We start from the raw sequence: 20,329 nt of genomic DNA on the forward strand, positions 1-20,329 counted from the left end.
CTTAGCTCCAGAGTTTAGGTCTTGAGAAAGTAAACACTATCCGAACTACGTGGCTTAGAAATTGCACTTTCCCGAAGAACTGTGAAGAATACTCTATTTGGAATGGCCGCTCACTATGACTCAGGACATAGCAAGGAACTACTTTTACTTCGCGACACGCATCTGCGGAATCGTGACGCTTACACTTGGGCTGGTAGTTACGTTTGGCTGGATGTCCGGAATTGAGTCCTTGACGCGAGTCACTTCGGCCTACATTCCTATGGCCATTGACACAGCACTTTGCTTTGCCGTGCTCGGTGCGACCTTGTATTTCTTAACGGTGGAATCGAGAAGGCGCCTACCACTACTTCTTCTTCCCGCTCTTGTTGGAGCTTATGGACTTCTTGCTTTCATAGAGCGATTTGTTTCCGTTGATTTGACGATCACGCATTGGTTGATTCCCGAGCAACCCAACTTCGGGATGCACCCAGTCAATCAAATGTCGCCATTGAGCGGTGTGCTATTCCTGTTGAGCGGCACTGCTCTCGTGTCCTCTGCAATCCCACGTTTTCGCTTGCATTCTGAGAACATCCTGGGCTGGTCGGGAGCCTTGGTGTTTGTCACGGGCTCACTGCTTACCTATGCGTATGCTCTCGGTGATCCTTTCTTGTATCACACCAGTTTGGTCCCACTATCCCTACTCACTGCTATCGCTTTCAGTTTTGTAGGAGCAGCGATGGTGTCAATGTCGGGAGCCAATTCAATACTTAAAACCATTTTTGCAGCGAATACGAAAGGCCGGACATTGCGGCTTTTCATTCCATTAATTGTCCTGACATGCTTCGCGCAGCAGTTCATTTATCAGATTTCCTCCGCACTGTCCATAAACAACGCCATTCTCTTTCTCCTGGTTCCGTTGCTTGCCTCTATTGCAGCAGTTTTTGCCGGCGGACGGCTCGCTCAGTACTTATCTGACAGAATTGTTGAAGCAAATCGCAGGCTTGAAGAGAGCGAGGAGAAGTACCGTTCGGTTGTCGAACATTCGCATGACATGTACTGGACCCTCGATTCACAAGGCAGATTCACTTACGCGAACAAGAAGTCTTCCGAGGTTTCCGGTTACGACATGTCCCGATGGATTGGTCAAAGTTTTGTAGGAATACTGCATGCCGAAGATCATGAGCGAGTTCAACGGATGTTTCTGGATGCGTTAAATGGCACTCCGCAGGATTACGAAGTAAGAGTGCGCCACGCAAACGGCAGCGACTTCTACGTTGAAGTGACATCGGTGCCTGAGTATGTCGCGGGGCAGATCGTTGGAGTTGCGAGTTTCGGAAGAGACATAACAGAACGGCGTCATTCAGAAATTAGACTAAGAAACAGCGAGGCAATGCTGCGCGCTTCGCAGTCAGTCGCACGTCTTGGAAGTTACGAGCTCGATGTTGTCAAAGGAGTTTGGACGAGTTCTAACATTCTTGATGACATTTTTGGAATTGATGAAGCATTTGAGCGAACACCGGCAGGGTGGCTTCGAATTGTGCACCCCGAGTGGCGCGAAGAGATGGCAAACTACTTCGAAACGGAGGTTTTGAAAGCCGGGAAGAGATTTGACAAGGAATATAAGATTGTTAAACCTTCCGACGGTCAAGTTCGATGGGTACATGGATTGGGCGATGTAACATTTGACCAGCACGGTGTGCCGATCAGAATGATTGGAACGATTCAAGATATAACCGATCGGAAGGAGCTGGAGGCTGAAAGGGTAGCCTTGGAGGCGCAGCTTAGACAGGCGCAGAAGCTTGAAACAATCGGAACGCTCGCCGGTGGCGTTGCGCACGACTTCAACAATATCCTGACTCCGATTCTTGTCTATTCTGAAATGGCTGCTCATGAGCTCGGCAAGGGACATCCACAGCGTGATGATATCGAGCAGGTGATAGCGGCTGCGAATCGCGCGAAAGATCTTGTGAAACAGATTCTGACTTTCAGCCGGCAAATGGACCAGGAGAGGATTCCGATAGAGCTTGCTCCGGCAATTAGGGAAGCCATGAAACTCCTGAACGCGTCGGTTCCAAGTTCAGTGAAACTTGTGACGAGCATTGACACCGAGTGCAAACCAGTGCTTGCCAATCCGTCGCAGATTCACCAAGTGCTGTTAAATCTTTGTACAAACGCGCTTCATGCCATGCGTGACGGAGGCGGAACGCTTACCGTGGAGTTAAAGTCACTTCGTCTCTCCGAAGATGATGTGCGTGACTTGCCGCCGCTGAAGGCAGGCGAGTTTGCCAGACTGTGCGTTTCCGATACAGGGTGCGGTATTGATGATGCTATTCGTGACCGCATTTTTGAACCGTTTTTCACGACAAAGGTTGTCGGAGAAGGCACAGGTCTGGGCTTGTCCGTCGTTCATGGCATAGTAAAGAGTCATGATGGCGCAATAACGGTGAAGAGCCGCCGCAATGCGGGCACAACTTTTTGCGTCTATCTACCTCTCGTGGCCTCAGAGTCCCGGCCAGAGTCCGTTGAGCGATCCACTCTGTCCGGCAGGGGGGAGCGTATTCTCGTGGTTGATGATGAATATGATGTCGCCAAGGCGGTCGCCGACGTTCTGACGAAGCTTTGCGGCTACTCGGTATCGATGTGTCAGAGTGGACAAGAAGCACTTGATCTGCTGCAATCTCAGCCGAACGGATTCAAACTTGTCATCACTGACCAGGCCATGCCGGCGATGACTGGACTTCAACTGGCTGAGAAAATCAAGAAGAGTCTGCCTGAAATGCCTGTGATACTGATGTCGGGGTTCAGCAAGGAGATTGATAATGAGAGGCTGGAGAAGGCGGGAGTGTGCTGTATGATTGTCAAACCTCCCGTACCTGCAGAGTTGGGGAATCGAGTAAATTCGGTACTCGCAAAGGGACTTGAGTCTGTGACTCCGCAAAGATACTCCTGAATGTAAACAAAAAGGGTCTGCGATTGCAGACCCTTACTTTGTGGCTTGATTTGTCACGCAAACTCATTTGAGGGAACGGGAGATTTCGCCTTTGAACCGCGGAATTGCCTCTTCAGTGCTGAAAGCCAATCCTCAAGTTTAACGTAGAACGACGGCACGACATACAGACTCAATGCAGTTGAGACAAAGACGCCGCCAATAACCGCAATAGCCATTGGCGTACGGATTTCGGTTCCTGCTCCGAGTCCAAGCGCAGGCGGCAGAGCGGCCATCATGGTCGCAATGGAGGTCATCAGAATCGGGCGAAGACGTATAGGTCCGGCAAGTTTCATCGCGTCGCTCGCGCTGATATTGCCTGTTCGCCGCTGATTTGCATAGTCCACAAGAATAATCGAATTCTTCTTCACAATTCCCATCAGCAGCAGCAATCCGATCATACTGAAGATATTCAAGGTTTTCCCCGCTATCAGTAACGCAGCCGCCGCGCCGACTACGGAAAGCGGTAGAATCGTCAAAATAGTGAGCGGGTGGCTAAGCGAGTTGAATTGTGACGCCAAAACCATATATGCCACAAGGATGCCCATAATGAGCGCAAAGACGAGACCCGCAAAAGACTCCTTAAAGGCAACACTCGAACCACTCAGCATTGTTCTATAGCCAGTAGGCAGCTCGTCTGTAAGTTTTTCTACGAACTCGATTGCCTCTTGCTGCGAATGTCCTGCAGCGACATTCGCAAATACAGTGATCGCACGTTCCCTGTCTTTTCGAGTGATGGCTTGCAGTGCCGGCAACTCCTCGTACTTGATTAGCGTCGAGAGTGGAATCAGTTCGCCGCTCCTGCTTCGAACGCGAAGCCGCGAAATGTCCTGAACACTTCTCCGTTGGTCGGCCATGAGACGCATGCGAACATCAACCCTCCTCCCACCTGCACTATACTTTCCGACCCTTTCACCTCCCACAAGAGTGTTGATTGCCGTTGCCACGTCCTCCACGGAAATACCCAAGTCAGCACATCTTGCCCGGTCTGGCTCAATGCGCAGCTCCGGAACACCTATACGGTAATCTGTGTCAACGTCGACAACAAGTCCGCTTTCATTCAGTTTACTTGTTACGTCACCGCTCAGTTGTTCAAGGGTCTTCCAGTCCGGGCCGAGTAATGCGAATTCAACGGGAAAGCCGCGCTGTGCCGTGAAGCCTGCTTGGGACAGATCCTGCACGACTGCACGAACACCCGGGATGCTATTCAAATCCTTGCGAAGTAACGCTGCAAAATCCTTTTGTGACTTATCGCGTTCACGAGGCGGCACGAGAGTTACAAAGAATATACCGCCGCTTTGACCACCGCCGCCGAATCCTCCAACCAAGGCAAACGACCGTGCCACTTCGGGGTACGTCGCCACTTGTTGCTCCACTTGCCTGAACAGATTATCGGTTTCTGTCATGCTTGAGCTGACGGCCGTTTGAATTCGAACCATCAATCTGCTCTGATCCTGCGACGGAACGAATTCGCTCGGAAGCACCTTCAATACGATCATCGAACCCAAGAAGATAGTCAGCGCACCCGACAGAATCAGACCCGGCCGCTTTAGTGCGTTGCCGAGCCACCTTGCGTAGAGCTTTTCCGACTTGCCGAAAATCCGGTCTGCCCATGCGCCAATCCTGTTCCGGTTCTCTCGGGAGATATCCAAAATCTGCGCACAACGCGCAGGTGCGAGTGTCACGGCTTCAACGTAGGAAAGCAGTATGGCGACGCAAAGTGTCACACCAAATTGAAGAAAGAACCTGCCTATTACGCCTTCCATGAAAACAACGGGTACGAAAATCGCAACAACCGCGAGTGTTGCGGAGAACGCAGGAAAAGTAATCTCCTTTGTGCCTTCCAATGCTGCGGTTACCTTGTCCTTCCCCATTTCCGCGTGCCGAACAATGTTTTCCAGCACCATGATGGCGTCATCCACGACTATTCCGACCGCAAGTGCGAGTCCAAGCAGCGTGAATGTGTTCAGGGTGAATCCCAGAAAGTAGATTACCGCAATTGTCCCCAGCAGCGACATAGGAATGGCAAGAATAACATTGATCGCATTTGAAAACGATCCCAGAAACAGCCAGCAAACCAGTGCGGTGAGGATTACAGAGAGGACAAGCTCAAGTTCGATTTCGTGCACGGACTCCGCTATGAATTTGGTGGAATCAAAATTTATTCCAAGCTCCATCCCGTCCGGCAGGGTCTTTCGAATTTCCTCCATTTCGGCCTTGACCGCCTCGGCAACCGCAACCGCGTTAGCTCCGCGTTGCTTTCGAATCCCCATTCCCATTGCAGGACTTCCGTTCACGCGGGTGATCCGGCGGACATCTTCAAATCCGTCTTCAACTATCGCAACATCACTCAGATGGACTTCCGCGCCCGGAACGTCCCTGACCACAATGTTCTTGAATGTCTCGAGATCAATCGCTTCTCCCATAATGCGAACGCTGACTTCTCGTCCGCTATTTTCAAGGCGGCCGGCAGGGAGTTCGACATGCTCACGCCGTAATGCCGACACAACATCATTCACCGTCAAGCCATATGCGTCAAGTTTGGCGGCGTCAATCCAGATTCGTATATTCCGGTCCAGCCAACCGCCAAGATTGATTTCTCCCACACCGGGGATCGTTTGCAGCTTGTCCCTGATTTGATAGCGAGCAATGTCAGAGAGTACTTGCTTGGGGTACGGTCCTGACAACCCAATCCACATGATTGGCTGATCTTCCGGATTCGACTTGCTGACGGTCGGAGGATCAATATCAACCGGGAGCCTTCGTGCCGCCTGCGCAACCTTCGTTTGAACGTCCTGCAGCGCCAAGTCAACGTCCCGCGAGAGATCCATTTCCACCGTAACATTCGCACTTCCCTGCCTGGCGCTGGACGTAATACTGCGCACGCCTTCCACTTGCGCGACTGCTTCTTCGATAATCTCGACAACATCATGCTCCATGACCTCAGGAGCCGCACCTTCCCAGGTGGCACTGACAGAGATTGTCGGGAAATCAACGTCGGGGAACTGACTAATACCGATTCTGGTAAGCGCGATGATGCCGAACAGGACAGTGCCTGCCATAAGCATCCACGCAAAAACCGGTTTCCGGACACAAACTTCAGTGATATTCATTAGTTTGTACTCACTGTGTCGGTTTTCGCTTGACTCTGTGACTGCCCTGACACGATCCGTACTCGCGACCCTTCACTCAATGCTTCCGCACCACGCACAACCAGAATCTCGCCTTCGTTTAACCCTTCCTTAACTTCGACTCTTCCATCATGCGTTTGGAGTCCAAGTTTCAGAACTCGTTCATGAGCGACGCTGTCTCCAACAACATATGCAAGAAATCCTCTTTCGCTTGGCCGGATGCTGACTTGTGGAATGACGGGCAACTGCTTCGTCTCTCCCAGAACAACGGTTACCTCAGCGAAAGCTCCCGGCTGAAGATTCTCAGCTGATTCCGGAGTAACTTCGGCCGTCACGTCCACCATGCGCGTTTGAGGGTCCGCAGATTCAGATACGGCTGTCACTTTCGCGCGTAGTGTGTCGGTAACTCCACTGACGGTAAACTGCACTTCAAGTCCTCGCGATATTGACGCCGCCTCTTGCACCGGAACTGTGAACTTCAACAGGAGCGGGTCCCTGCGAACCATCGTCGCAATCGTTGCCCCGACTTGCAGGTACTGGCCAGTACGGACGATGCGCGATTGGATCACTCCTGAAACCGGCGCAGGCACTCGTGCATCGCGATAGTTCAGCCGTGCAAGCTCGAGATTGGCCGCGGCCTGTGAGGAATCAGCTCGGGCCGACTGGGCACGTGTTTGCCAGCTATCGAGCTCCTCAGCACTTACAAAGCCCGGATTGTTACCTTGAATGTCCACCCGCCTTGCCAAGCCGGCTTCGATTTCACGCAAGTTGGCTTTAGATTTGTCATAAGCCGCTTCGGCTGACTTCAAAGCAAGTTCATAGCGCTCCAATTCAATATCCACGAGACTCTCGCCGGCACGAACCGATTCACCTTCGCGGAACTTCACCGATTGGACAGTTCCCCCCACTCTCGCCGTCACAGGCACTATCTCAAATGCCTCAACCGAGCCAACTGCGTGCACGACCAAGTCTGCTTGTCTCGATGACACGGTTTCAACTTCGATGGGAAAGGCAAGCGGAGGTCGTTTACCAGTCTGCGCGGAGCCGCCGGACGAGCAACCGATTATCGAAAAGAGAATTGGGGCAAAAATGAAAAGCTTGGCAGCGTAGGTCATGTTTAAATTGTCTTGTAGTCCGTGCGGGGTGTTTCAGATGAAGGTAATTCCCTAAGTTACTTAAACTCAAGATATGAAGCACTTTCTCCCAATAACTGATTTCGCATGAACTCATTAAAACGTTTTATTACAATTGCTTAGGAGTATTCGAAGTATGAATTTGTGAAAATTTGAACGCAATCGCACGGAGTGCCTCAATATTGGCTTTCTTTCATATAAAACAACTTCTTAGATTCTGTCCGACTGATTCGTTGGAGTGACCTCAGACTTAGCTACATGAGCATGGCTTGTAATTTGAACGGTGATTCTGTATTATAGATGTAGAGCGGTGCCGAGCTTTTGCCGGACCCGAAGCTTTGTCAGGAACCTTTTACACGAGTTGTCGTATCATCTGCATGGCAGTGAATCGAATTGTATCAGTATTGTTGATCCTTCTGGTCTTCGGTGCCGGCGTGGGGGCTGAAATCCCCCATCATCATCATGACCATGAGGATGAAGCGCACGCAGAGATGTGTGACCAGCTTTGTCACTGCGTACATTTCCAGATTCTTGGCCTGACCGCTTCTCATACCAGCTTGCTTCCCGCACCTGAAGCGGATACAATTCATTCGCTGTACCAGCTGTCTCTCCCACTCCCTCCTCTTTTCCGCATCGAACGACCTCCAAAGTCGCACTTGTCATAAGGCATCGGTGACCGCTCGCTGACGGGCGGTGATTTCTGTTTACCTTCAGACAAGGAGCGACATGCATCCATTTTTCGTATGTCGACCACTCTTGCGCGGGGTGGTCGTATTTTTTTGCGCGCTTCTCTTCAATACAAATGCCGGCAAGACCGCCACACTTGCCGAGTTACTTGCAGCCACGGACTCAACTTCACATGAGATCCTGCTTGCAAAAGAAGAGCTCGCACGGTCTTCCGCGGTGCACTCCAATGCACGGGCGATTCCCAATCCAGTCATTTTCGGATCAAATGAAGAGCTTGGCTCAGTTCGAGAAACAGGCCTCGGCTTGAATCAAGAACTCGGGTTCATCTGGAATCGTGGGGCTGAAATCAACAGCGCTGCGGCAAGTGTCTCTGCGGCAAATGCCTATCTAAGGCTTACACAGTCCCGCGTGTATTCAAACGTCTTGTCCGATCTTCTGCGACTGCATCATTTGAACGAGCAACTTGATCTTCTGAATGACATTTCCAGTCAATTGGAACTAATTCTGTTGTCAAATGACAAGCGCGAACAAGCGGGTGACATTTCAACCTTTGATGCAATGCGCGTTCGTTTTGAGTCCATCTCGATTCACAAAAAGAGAATTGAGATACTTCGAGATATCGAAGCGCTGGAGAAGTCTCTCGGGAGAGAGTGCGGCTTGGCTTACAAAACCGCACTTCGCAGCATTCATCGTGAGATGGTTGAGATTCCATTTACAAACGCTGAAGACGCACTGAGATATGCCCGGGAGCATTCCCCTGAATTACAAGGCATTTCATTGAGGACCGAATCCGCGCGTCAAGCAAAGAGCGCCGCCTCCTGGCGCAGGTTGCCTGACTTCTCAATTGGGATTGGCCAGAAATCAAACAACCTTGATGAGCAGGGATGGATACTCGAGGCCGAGCTTGAACTGCCGATTTTTTATCGCAGAAATGCGGAGCTCCGCCTCCGAAAGGCCGAATACGAACGCGCTTCGAAGGAGGTTCGGTCAGTCTCCGCTCAATTGAGTGAAGAAGTTCTTCGAGCTTTTGACCTTTGGCGTAATGCGAATTCACACTCACAGTTATCCTTTCCGCCCGAAATGCTTCGCAATCACTTGAAAGCCGCGAATGATCTGTATTTGAGCGGTGAAATCGGCTACATTGAGTTACTCGATGCCATTGAGGCAAGTGAGACTGCGCAACTCGAACAGTTTGAGATTGAAGCTTCCCGCTTGCAGACGGACTTGAATCTCAGACTATTGACAGGATTCCCAATCTTGGAGAATTATTAGAATGAAATATATCCCAACTCTAACACTCTTGATTGCCGCAATCGTCTTCGCACTCGGCTGCAAACAGAATGCCGCCCAGAAGACGGGTGGCAAGTCAAATGACAGCCAGCAGCAACTCGTCAGTGATAGTCACGATCACGGACATGATCATTCGAACGATGACTATGACTCCGCGCATGATGACCACGACCATGCGCATGACAATCACGACCACGCGCACGATGACCACGACCCTGCTCATGATGACCACGACCATGCGCATGACAATCACGACCCCGCGCATGATGACCACGACCCTGCTCATGATGATCACGACCATGCGCATGACAATCACGACCACGCGCACGATGATCAAGACCGCGCACTTGACGAAGCTGCACATGAGGATGATACCCGCGCAGTAACATTCTCGAGAGCCCTTCAGCAGCAACTTGATTTCGAGACTCAACCTGCTGCAAAGAGAGTGCTTTCAAACAACATTCGGGCAATTGGCGAAATTAAGGCAGCGGGAGTCGGGGAAGCAGAAGTGTTTGCACCGTTTGACGGTGTTTTGATGCCCGATCCGACACATGGAATTGTTCGGCCAGGACAGGAGGTCACCAAAGGAGAGATTCTCGCGCGTATTGCTCCATCCGGTGGTCCTGAAAGCGGTTGGACTCAGTTAATAAATGAGTACCGCCTTTCCAAAGCAGAGTATGACCGCGTCAAGGGACTTGCTGCTGATGGCGCAGTATCGGCAAAGCGACTCCAGGAGGCTGAGCTCGATTTTGAAACAAAGCGCAGCAGGATACGAGGAGCGATTGGCGAGCGAGAGGCGGACATTGACGAGATTGTGGCGGAAGGCGATTTCTTCAATCTTCGCGCCCCGGCAAGCGGCGTCATTAATGATATTCATCTGCGCTTCGGTCAGCATGTCGAAACAGGTGAGCACCTTTTCAACATCATCGATCCATCCTGGATTTGGCTGGAGGTTCAAGTCCCTGCGTCCGAATCTGGCAGCTTAAGCCAGGTATACGACGCGACTTTCACACTCACCGGTTCAAATGAAATTTACAGAGTGTCGGACCTTGATGGAAGGCTTGTTACGGTGGGCACACTTCTCGATCCGATAACAAGAAGGGTGCCTGTAATATTCGAGATGCGTAACACCAATTCACTGTTCAGGCCGGGAAGCTTTGCAAAGGTTAACCTGAAAACAATGACGCAAATCGAGACCTTGGCCATTCCGGAGACCGCACTTATTGATGAAGACGATATGTACGTTGTGTATGTGCAGACAGGTCCGGAGGCTTTCGAACGAAGAGTCGTTCGCACCGGCTTGCGCGACGGAGGTTTTGTTGAAATCACAGACGGACTGACAGAAGGAGATACGGTCGTGACTATCGGCGCCTATAAGATTCGACTGGCGTCGCTCAAGATCACACCGGAAGAAGCCGGCCATCATGGCCATTCGCACTAAGGAGCGGCCATGTTTCAGAATATCATAAAGTTCTCGCTCGAGAACAGGCTGGTTGTCGTACTCGCGTCGGCACTTATCCTGATACTCGGCATGTTTGTAGCGTTTCAGCTACCGGTTGACGTCTTCCCGGATTTGACCGCATCCACGGTAACGATACTTGCCGACGCGCATGGCATGGCTCCCGAAGAAGTTGAGACTCTCGTAGCCTTTCCGATTGAAACTGCGATGAACGGAGCGTCCGGAGTGCGGCGAGTTCGCTCTTCAATTGCCACCGGATTCGCCATCGTTTGGGTGGAGTTCGAGTGGGGTACGGATATCTTTCAAGCACGGCAAATCGTTGCTGAAAAGCTGCAATCCGTCCTTGCGCTCTTGCCGCCGGACATGGATGCACCGTCTTTGGCGCCTGTGTCGTCGTTGATGGGTGAGATCATGCTTGTTGGAGTTTCCAGCGACTCGCTTTCGGAAATGGATTTGCGGTCGTTTTCCGATAACATATTGAGACGAAGATTGCTGGCCGTTCCGGGAGTTTCTCAGGTAGTTGCCATCGGCGGAGAAAGAAAGCAGTATCAGGTTCTTGCGAGTCCGGAGCGACTTGCCGCCTTTCAAGTGAGCTTGAGCGAACTTCAGGACGCGGTAAAGAAATCCAACTTGAATTCAACCGGCGGATTCTACGTCTCATCGACGCGATCGAGGATTTGAAACGATCCGTTGTCTCTGTTCGTGAAGGGAGCCCTATCCTGGTCGAACATCTGGCCGACGTGCAAATTGGCGCGGCCACGAGATTCGGTACATCTTCCGTCAGCGGCAGGGACGCCGTCATTCTCTCAGTTCAGAAGCAGCCGAATGCGAACACTCTTGATCTCTCCAACCGAATTGATGCCGTCATAGAAGAACTGGAGCCGCTCCTGCCTGCTGACGTGCGTATTGATAATCACGTCTTTCGACAAGCCGATTTCATCGAGGTCAGCATCCACAATGTGATTGAAGCGCTTCGGGACGGCGCAATTCTAGTCGCAATCATACTTCTTCTCTTCCTGGCAAATGTCCGCACGACGCTTATCAGTCTTGTTGCCATTCCCCTCTCGCTAATCGTTGCTGTGCTGGCCATGTATTGGCTCGGGCTTACAATCAACACAATGACTCTTGGCGGTATGGCAATCGCGGTCGGTGTTTTGGTGGACGATGCCATCATCGATGTTGAGAACGTATTTCGCAGATTGCGCGAGAACCGCGTCCTGCCGGACGACCAAAAGCGCCCAACACTTAGGGTAATACTCGATGCTTCAAATGAGATACGGCAACCGATGGTCATCGCGACCTTTATTATTATCGCCGTCTTTGCTCCGCTGTTCTTCATGTCCGGAATTGAAGGAAGACTTCTTCTCCCCCTTGGTTTTGCATTCGTGATTTCCGTCTTTGCTTCGCTGTTCGTCGCGCTTACCGTTGTTCCCGCGCTTAGTTACTACCTCCTGCCAAAGATGAAGCAACACACGGCAGAACGGGAAACATGGCTCGTGCGCACGCTGAAGTCCTGGTATCGGCCAACTCTTGAATGGGCCCTCAAGCATGGATCAACGGTGATACTTGCGACAGCTCTGTTAATCGTTGGTGCGCTGGCGGTTTATTCCAGACTCGGCAGCTCCTTTCTGCCTGAATTTAATGAAGGCTCGGCTACGATTATCGCCATTACTCCTCCGGGCACTTCCCTGCAGGAATCTTCCGACATCGGTGAATTCGTTGAGAGAAAGTTGATGTCTCATCCAGCAGTATTGTCCGTCGCGCGCCGAACGGGCCGAGGAGAATTGGATGAGCATGTGTTTGGAAGTAACCAGACAGAGCTTGAAGTACGGCTCAGTCAAGAGGGGTATCATAAGGAAAAGGTGTTTGATGAACTTCGTGACTTGCTGTCCGACGTTCCCGGTACGGTTATCAGCATCGGTCAGCCGTTGTCACATCGCATCGATCACATGCTCAGCGGGACACAAGCAGCGTTGGCAGTCAAAGTATTCGGCGGTAATCTCTACGAGTTGAGGCAGATAGCTCAGCAGATCAAGGCTGAAATGGAAACGGTGGACGGACTCGTTGACGTCGCCGTAGAGCCACAGGTTGACGTCCCGCAACTTCGTATCGAAATGGACCGTGACGCAATGGCGCTTTATGGCGTGCAAGTAGCAGATCTTGCCGAGAACATCGAAACAGCGTTTAACGGCAAAGTGGTCGGACAAGTTCTTGAAGGACAGATTCCGTTCGACCTTGTTGTTCGCTTCCCCGAAGACTCACGGGTGAATGAAAATGTCATCGCAAGCAGTTTATTCGCTACACCGGCAGGACCGCAAGTTCCGTTGAACGAGCTGGCAAAAGTGTACAAGTCGAGCGGCCCGAATTCCATCAGCCGCGAAAACGTCAGCCGCAAGATCGTTGTCCAGGCTAACATTGCCGGACGTGATCTTGGAAGTGCCGTCGAAGAAGTCAGAGAGAAAGTATTGAACAACGTGCGAATGCCGGACGGTTACTTCGTATCTTATGGCGGCCAGTTTGAAAGTGCAGAAGCGGCTAGCCGGATTGTGTTTCTTCTCTCGTTGCTCTCAATCGGCGCAATCCTTGTTCTGCTTTATCTTGAGTTCCGGACATTCCGTGATGCTTTGCTGGTGATGGTCAACCTTCCACTCGCGTTGATTGGCGGTGTCTTTGCAATCTTCTTCACCAGCGGGATTGTGTCTATCGCCGCACTGGTAGGATTTGTTACGCTATTTGGCATCGCCGCACGGAACGGTATCTTGATGATTGCGCACTTCCACGATTTGATTGACAACGGAAAAGTTCCCGTCCGAGATGCGATTATTCGCGGCAGCCTCGAGCGGATGAATCCCATTCTAATGACAGCCCTGTGTGCAGGTCTGGCACTCCTGCCCTTGGCATTGGGAGGCGGACAGCCGGGTAAAGAGATTCAGACGCCAATGGCAATCGTAATTCTCGGCGGTTTGCTTACTTCGACGGCACTTAACATGGTCGTCATCCCCGCACTTTACTGGAGGTTTGGCGCACGGACCAAGCAACTGAATTGAAATAGACAACTTTCTCGAAAAACACCCCCGTTGCATCAGATGTGCCGGGGGTGTTTCGTTTTCTCATTGCCTCACCAATCCCCTACTACTCAGTAAATTCAATTGTTTACGAGCTTGAAATTCTCACGGTTTTCCTCTATATTGGGGCATGCCAGACAACGTCTGCGTCCAGTGCCGTCCACTTATAAACTGCGGCCGACAACTCCGCACTGTTGAATTCTAAGGAATACTTCCTATGCTCCCTCCGTTTAAGAACGAACCGTTTACAAATTTTAGCGATTCTGCAAACAAGCAGGCTTTTGAAAGTGCTTTAGCAATTGTTGAAGGCCGCTTCGGCGAGAAGATCCCGCTCATCGTCGGTGGCGAACGCATCTTCACCGATGATTCAATCAAGTCAACCAATCCCGCAAATCCCGACCAAGTGCTGGCCTATGTCAGCAAGGGAACCAAGGAACTTGCGTTGCGTGCAGTAGAAAGCGCGTACGCCGCGTTTCAGTGGTGGAAGAACTTTGACCCGGATGCGCGCGCACGCATTCTCCTCCGCGCCGCTGCCATTCTGCGCCGCCGCAAACATGAGTTCAGCGCAACCATGGTTATGGAAATCGGCAAAAACTGGATGGAAGCCGACGGAGACACGGCGGAAGCCATTGACTTTCTGGAGTTCTATGCCCGTGAAATGATGCGTTTGAACGAGCGTCAGCCTGTGAATGAATATCCCGGTGAAGAGAACAATCTTTACTACATTCCGCTTGGCGTGGGCGCGGTCATTCCGCCATGGAATTTCCCCGGCGCTATCATGGCCGGCATGACAACCGCGTCACTCGTGACCGGCAACACTGTCATTTTGAAACCGGCATCTATTACTCCAGTGATTGCATACCGCTTCATGGAGATTCTCGAGGAAGCAGGCCTGCCCGCGGGCATTGTAAATTTCCTGCCAGGACCCGGCGGAGCTATCGGCGACACTATTGTCGATCACAAACTCACGCGGTTTATTGCCTTCACAGGCTCAATGGAAATCGGCCAGCGAATTTTCCAGCGCGCGGCAGTCGTTCATCCCGGACAACTGTGGTTGAAGCGAACAATCTTGGAAATGGGCGGTAAGGACGCCATACTGGTCGATGATGATGCCGACCTCGAATTTGCCGCCGAGCAGATCGTTACCGCCGCCTTCGGGTTCCAGGGACAAAAGTGCAGCGCATGTTCGCGGCTGATTATTCACGAAAAGGTGTACGACAAGCTGCTGGATATGGTTGTGAACCGAACGAAGCAAATCAAAACAGGTCCCACGAAGGATCTCAGCAATTGGCACGGTCCGGTGAGTGAAGAAGGAGCATACAACAAGATTCTCGAGTATATCGAAATCGGCAAGTCGGAAGGCCGACTTGTTGCCGGGGGAAATAGAGCAGGATTCCCTGGCTGGTTTATTGAACCGACCATTATAGCCGATGTTGCCCCGACTGCGCGCATCATGCAAGAGGAGATCTTCGGACCTGTTCTCGCCGTTTGCAAAGTGAAATCCTTCGATGAAGGACTCGACGTTTTCAATAACACTCAGTTTGGTTTGACGGGCGGGTACTTCGGCAAACGCCGCGAGCATCTTGAAAAGGTAAGAGTCCATGCTCATTGCGGTAATCTCTATTTGAATCGCAAGTGCACCGGTGCATTGGTCGGTGTTCAGCCCTTCGGAGGCTTCAATCAAAGCGGTACCGACAGCAAGGCCGGCGGTCGCGATTACCTGCAGCTATTTCTGCAAGGCAAGAGCGTGACCGAAAGATTCTAATCGTCTCAGCTGGACTTTAATTGAAAGCCCCGCAGCTGCGGGGCTTTTTGATCTTGTGTGCCTATTGCCTTTCAATCGGAATGCGTATAATGAAAGTGCTTCCTTTGCCAAGCTGCGTCTCTACCTCTGCTGTTCCGCCGTGTGCCAATGCCGCATGTTTCACGATCGCCAGCCCCAATCCAGTTCCGCCATACTTTCGGTTTCGCGAGGCTTCTACTCTGTAGAATCGTTCGAAGATTCTGGTCAGATGCTTTTCCGCTATTCCCGGCCCCTGGTCGCAAACCGAAATGACAAGCTGCTTTTCAGCAATCTCCGCTCTCACATCTATTCCCGTTCCTTCCGGGCTGTATTTACATGCGTTGTCGATTAAGTTTATCACGGCCTGACGAATCAGAAAGTGATTGAACGTGGCCTCAAGCTCAGGTGAACAGTCCAGCGATACCCGTTGACCGCGCGCCTCGGCGGATGTTGATGTTGCTTCAATCGCGTCTTGCAGCACAGGAGATATCGGCTGACGCTCGGCCGCCAATTTGTTTTCTTCTGCCGCCTGTTCAATTCTTGCCAGACTGAGCAAGTCTTCGATAATTGACTGCAGATAATCGGCCTGCCGTCCCATCATGTCGAGAAATCGCTCTGCGTCACGCGGATTGGCAAGCGCGCCCTCACGCAAGGTCTCTATCGAACCCTTGATTGCCGTGACAGGAGTCTTTAGTTCGTGACTGGCGTTCGCAACAAATTCCCGGCGCGTCGCTTCAAGCCTGCGCATCTTTGTCACATCGTTGATGACTACGACAACACCTGCGACTTCGCCGGACTCGAGTATTGGAGTTCCGCGAAGTTGCAGAATGCGCTCTTGATTCTCATAGCGGATGATTTCCCGCTCCACTGCCTGCCCCGCCTTGAGGGTAAATCGCACGAAGTTGTGTATATCCGTGTTTCGCACAGCCTCTTCGAGAATTCGGCCTTTCGCTCTCTCTCGTTCGACTTCAAAAAGTCTTGCGGCCGCATTGTTCATCATGATGATTTTGCCGTCACGGTCGACGGCAAGTACGCCCTCCACCATGGCCGCAAGCACTGCTTCCTGTTCTTCCCGTTGCCGTTCCACAGTCCGTATCCGGTCATCCAATTGATGGGACATGTGATTCAATGCCCTGCTCAGGGAAGCAAGCTCGGTTGTGTCCGGCTCTTCAAGCCGTTCGTCGAGCTTGCCCTCCGCAAAACGGACTGCGCCTTGCCGTAATGTTTCTATCGGAACCACGACTCGGCGTACGACTAAGAATATCAGAATCACTCCAAATCCAATAAGAAAAGCGGAAACTCCAATCAACCCTCCCGTCCGCTTCAAGAGCTCCCACCGTGACTCTTCAACCCGCTCGCCACCGCGCAACACACCGATGACCGTTCCATCCATGAGAATCGGTTCGGCGACAAAGCTATACATGTAATCGAATTCATTGCTTTCCCGAACCGACGTTCCTGTTCGTCCCAGCAACGCGACAAGCACTTCCGGTCTGTTGCGTAGATTGGGCACGGCTTCCGGGATGGTATCACTTTCTGCAATGACATTCCCGGCACGATCGATCAGCGTTAAACGAAAAGAGCCTGCTTCCGCGTGTTCACGGAGCAGGCTGCTCAGGTCTTCGTGGGTCGCTGATTCCATTTCCGCGGCTATGTGCGGCAAAGTAAGGCTTACTCGCTGGCGGATGCTGGTTTCAAGCTGCTGCAATTCTGCCTGTCTGAAGGCCGACCCGATGAAAAACAGCAGGAGCACAAGCGTGGCAAGCGCGACCCCAACATAGGGAATAAAAAGTCTTCTATATAGAGGCTTTTGGCGGGCCATGGCTTAGTTGATTCTCAATACGTGCCTGCCCGGTTTGAACATTAGGCACGAAAACGATACCCGACTCCGCGGACCGTTTCGATGTAGTTCCCGCAGTCGAGAAGCTTTCTCCTCAAGCCTACGATCATCACATCAACAGACCTGTCGGATACCGCGTGCTTCTCACCGTGAACCGAGTCCACAAGCTGGTAGCGGGTGAACACCCAACCCGGCCGCCGGGCCATGTGATGCAAAATCCGGAATTCGCTGTTGGTTAGTTCGACGAGCTTTCCGTCCACCAGGACTTCCCTGCGACCGGGATGAATGGTCAATTGGTCGAAATTCAAGACCTCATCTTCTCCATGCACAGGCTCCGAAAGCCGTCTCAGCACGGCACGTGCGCGGGCAACAACTACTTTGGGGCTGAAAGGTTTCGTCACATAGTCGTCTGCCCCAAGCTCGAGCCCTGCCACCACGTCCGCCTCTTCATCCTTGGCCGTCAACATTAATATCGGAATGTTGGCGGTCGAAGCGTCCGACTTCAGCTTCCGGCAGACCTGTAATCCGTCAATTCCTGGCAGCATCAGGTCCAGCAAAATGATGTCGGGCGGCATCGCACCAACTGCGGACAGAGCTTGTTCACCTGTCTCTACCGCACGGACGCTAAATCCATCCCGCGAGAGATTGTACTCCAATATCTCACGAATGTCGTGCTCATCTTCTACAACCAGAACCGAGTTCTTCATTTTCGTACTCATAGGACGTTAGTTTGGAATATCCAAGAATACGAGAATATTGTAAGGGAAATATGAGGAGCTGTACACTCTATATTATCAATTTTTCCAACTTTCTGTAAATTGGAAAAATTCATCTCAATGTTCGGGCTTTTGACCTTCGTCCAGTTTTGCCAGATGTTTGGTGGGGTTCTTCTCAAAATCTTCGATGCAGGCTGCACAACAAAATTTAACTAATGTATTTCCATGCACATACTCAACAGGGTCTCCCATTGAGCCCAACTCGTGCCCGGAGATCACGCACGTTGTAAGGGGATATGTCTCGCGCTGCTCCGCACGAATCGACTCCATCAGATTGGAAATATGTGTTTCCGGTGACTTTGTGTAAGACCCAACACACTCGATGCAACAAAATTTGAGAAGTCTGCCCGAATGTGTCAGAGTGACAGTGCTGTCGCCAAGCCCATCCCCGCAAGTCAGACATGAGGAGAACGGATAGTCGAAGGGGTTGCCAGCAGCCAATGACAAACTACTCAAATTTAATTGCATGAAGCAGGTCAAAATCAATAATAATATTCTCATAGCATTCTCCTCAATAATTATTTGACCAGAATCATACGAATTGCACTTACTCTCCCATTGGCAACAACTCTGGCAAGATAGCTACCGGTGGGTAGTTGTGTACCATTGAAGACAAACTCATGATTTCCAATGTCATACATTCCATTTGCCAGTGATTCCACAAGCCGGCCGGTTGTGTCGAACACATCGAGCGATACGTACATTCTTTCCTGCAACGCCAGCTCAATAGTAGTTGTTGGATTAAATGGATTTGGATAATTCTGCGCAAGCTTGAAACTAACTGGAAGTACTACTCCTTCGGGCGCTTCAGTTGTGGACGGGAAGGTGAATCTGAGTGCGTCATCAATATGACCACGCCAGTTTCCCCAACTGTGACCATCGTGAATTTCCTGATAGAAGTATGGATATTCTTGATTTTCCAGAATCTGCACAAGTCCCTGTACTCGGGGGATTAATACTGGAATATCGTATGTGCCAATATCGAGGTAAAATCGAAGCGGCAAATCGTCGTTCTGCTCCAACACTGCGGTGATATTTTGCTCAACATTGCTTGAAAATGCAATTACTTGACCGAAGGTCTCCGGGAATGTAACGCCTAGCCAAAGAGCGATATTTCCGCCATTTGACGAGCCCATTGTCCCCCGGTTTTGCGGATCGGAATCCGTTCGATACGCTGAGTCCACAAACGGGAGCAATTCGGTGGTGATGAACTGACCAAACTCATCCTGCCTATCCCCTGCATACTCCGGGGTCCGGTCAACCGGAGGAACAAATACGGCGATCAGTGGCCGGATCTGATTGTGATGAATGAGGTAGTTGAGCACCCGCTCGCACCGAGCCAGCGTGATGAACTCCAGCCCATCGTGGACTAATAGCAGCGGATAGCTCTGGCCGCTATTCTCATATCCGGGTGGAGTGTAGATTCGAACCCTGCGAGTGTTTCCCATCACGGAACTCGTGAACATGGTATCCCGAATCGCACCTTGTGCGACGTCAGGGTAGTTTTCGATCTCCGGGGGTTGTACGAATTCCGGCATTCTGAGCTCAGAGTTTGGACCAAATCCGCCGGTGACCGTATAGGGATTTCTGGGATCCAGAATCCAGTTTGACCCGTTAAGCACGTACTTGTAATCAAGTCTCGCGTCGGCCTCAAAGAACCGGCTGTAGTACCAAAGATCCGTTCCACTTATTTGTGTCATATTTGCGGCAGACGGAGTCCAGCCATTCATGTCTCCAGGCACTTGGGCGCTGTTGGCAGGACCGCGATACAGAAAGTGGACTTGCATTGTCTCCTCTATATAAGGGAATCCGGGTACCGCAGTCATAAAGCTATCCACTATCGCCGGACGCTCGGCATTTGGCACCGAGTTAACGCGGGACAGAAAGGCACTGAATGTCTGCCCCATCGCAAGAGAGGCATAAGCAGCAAGAAACGTTGTTATCGTCATCAGGCGCATGAGTGCACCTCCTCGGTCATGAAACGTGAGTACTTGAATATATGGCTGTTCTGATTAAAATGCACGCCCCGGAGGAACCTAATAAAGACTCAAAAAGAGGCTTAAATCACCACTATTCAACTTAAATATGCAGAATTGCAGGGGGTGAAAATGCAGAATTGTGACGCAAACACTTGACAAACATAAAGCTCTCCCTTAACTTAAAGGTACGAAGAAAAATAAGGAAAATTGCCATGCTTTTT

Annotated in this window: 10 protein-coding genes and 1 pseudogene; 5 read left to right on the forward strand and 6 right to left on the reverse strand. The window is 51.3% G+C overall.

Annotation, left to right across the window (positions count from 1 at the left end):
* The first annotated feature begins 115 nt into the window (after nucleotides 1-115).
* Nucleotides 116-2,929 (forward strand): PAS domain S-box protein, encoded by a 2,814-nt coding sequence (locus tag HUU59_11380; GenBank protein NUO20041.1) that lies wholly within the window; start codon nucleotides 116-118, stop codon nucleotides 2,927-2,929.
* Between the two features lie 53 nt (nucleotides 2,930-2,982).
* Here the strand turns inward: HUU59_11380 and HUU59_11385 are convergent, their stop codons facing one another.
* The 3 genes from HUU59_11385 to HUU59_11395 form a co-directional block, all read right to left on the reverse strand.
* The gene (locus HUU59_11385; GenBank protein NUO20042.1) at nucleotides 2,983-6,078 is read right to left on the reverse strand and encodes an efflux RND transporter permease subunit; all 3,096 of its coding nucleotides are present in this window, start codon (nucleotides 6,076-6,078) and stop codon (nucleotides 2,983-2,985) included.
* The gene (locus HUU59_11390; GenBank protein NUO20043.1) at nucleotides 6,078-7,211 is read right to left on the reverse strand and encodes an efflux RND transporter periplasmic adaptor subunit; all 1,134 of its coding nucleotides are present in this window, start codon (nucleotides 7,209-7,211) and stop codon (nucleotides 6,078-6,080) included. Before HUU59_11390 ends, HUU59_11385 begins: the two co-directional genes overlap by 1 nt.
* A 416-nt stretch (nucleotides 7,212-7,627) precedes the next feature.
* On the reverse strand, nucleotides 7,628-7,780 hold the full coding sequence (locus HUU59_11395) for a hypothetical protein (protein ID NUO20044.1): 153 nt from the start codon (nucleotides 7,778-7,780) through the stop codon (nucleotides 7,628-7,630).
* 175 nt (nucleotides 7,781-7,955) lie between these two features.
* On the opposite strand from HUU59_11395, the gene HUU59_11400 reads away from it, so the two are divergent.
* The 4 genes and pseudogenes from HUU59_11400 (at nucleotide 7,956) to pruA (ending at nucleotide 15,495) form a co-directional block, all read left to right on the forward strand.
* Nucleotides 7,956-9,188, forward strand: coding sequence for a TolC family protein (locus HUU59_11400; GenBank protein ID NUO20045.1), 1,233 nt, complete (start codon nucleotides 7,956-7,958; stop codon nucleotides 9,186-9,188).
* Between the two features lies 1 nt (nucleotide 9,189).
* The gene (locus tag HUU59_11405) at nucleotides 9,190-10,647 is read left to right on the forward strand and encodes an efflux RND transporter periplasmic adaptor subunit (protein NUO20046.1); all 1,458 of its coding nucleotides are present in this window, start codon (nucleotides 9,190-9,192) and stop codon (nucleotides 10,645-10,647) included.
* Nucleotides 10,648-10,656: 9 nt separating this feature from the next.
* Nucleotides 10,657-13,712: pseudogene (locus tag HUU59_11410) on the forward strand (efflux RND transporter permease subunit).
* Nucleotides 13,713-13,947: 235 nt separating this feature from the next.
* Nucleotides 13,948-15,495 carry an L-glutamate gamma-semialdehyde dehydrogenase gene (gene pruA / locus HUU59_11415; protein ID NUO20047.1) on the forward strand — a complete coding sequence of 516 codons (1,548 nt, stop codon included), beginning with the start codon at nucleotides 13,948-13,950 and terminating at the stop codon, nucleotides 15,493-15,495.
* Between the two features lie 61 nt (nucleotides 15,496-15,556).
* Here pruA and HUU59_11420 read toward each other — a convergent pair whose 3' ends face one another.
* The 3 genes from HUU59_11420 to HUU59_11430 form a co-directional block, all read right to left on the reverse strand.
* Nucleotides 15,557-17,335, reverse strand: a complete 1,779-nt coding sequence (locus tag HUU59_11420) for a PAS domain-containing protein (protein NUO20048.1) — start codon at nucleotides 17,333-17,335, stop codon at nucleotides 15,557-15,559.
* Nucleotides 17,336-17,376: 41 nt separating this feature from the next.
* Nucleotides 17,377-18,072, reverse strand: a complete 696-nt coding sequence (locus HUU59_11425) for a response regulator (GenBank protein NUO20049.1) — start codon at nucleotides 18,070-18,072, stop codon at nucleotides 17,377-17,379.
* Nucleotides 18,073-18,647: 575 nt separating this feature from the next.
* Entirely contained in the window at nucleotides 18,648-20,087 is a 1,440-nt protein-coding gene (locus HUU59_11430; protein NUO20050.1) for a T9SS type A sorting domain-containing protein, read from the reverse strand.
* Nucleotides 20,088-20,329 lie beyond the last annotated feature (242 nt).

This window comes from bacterium (genome assembly GCA_013360195.1).
GTDB lineage: Bacteria > Electryoneota > RPQS01 > RPQS01 > RPQS01 > JABWCQ01.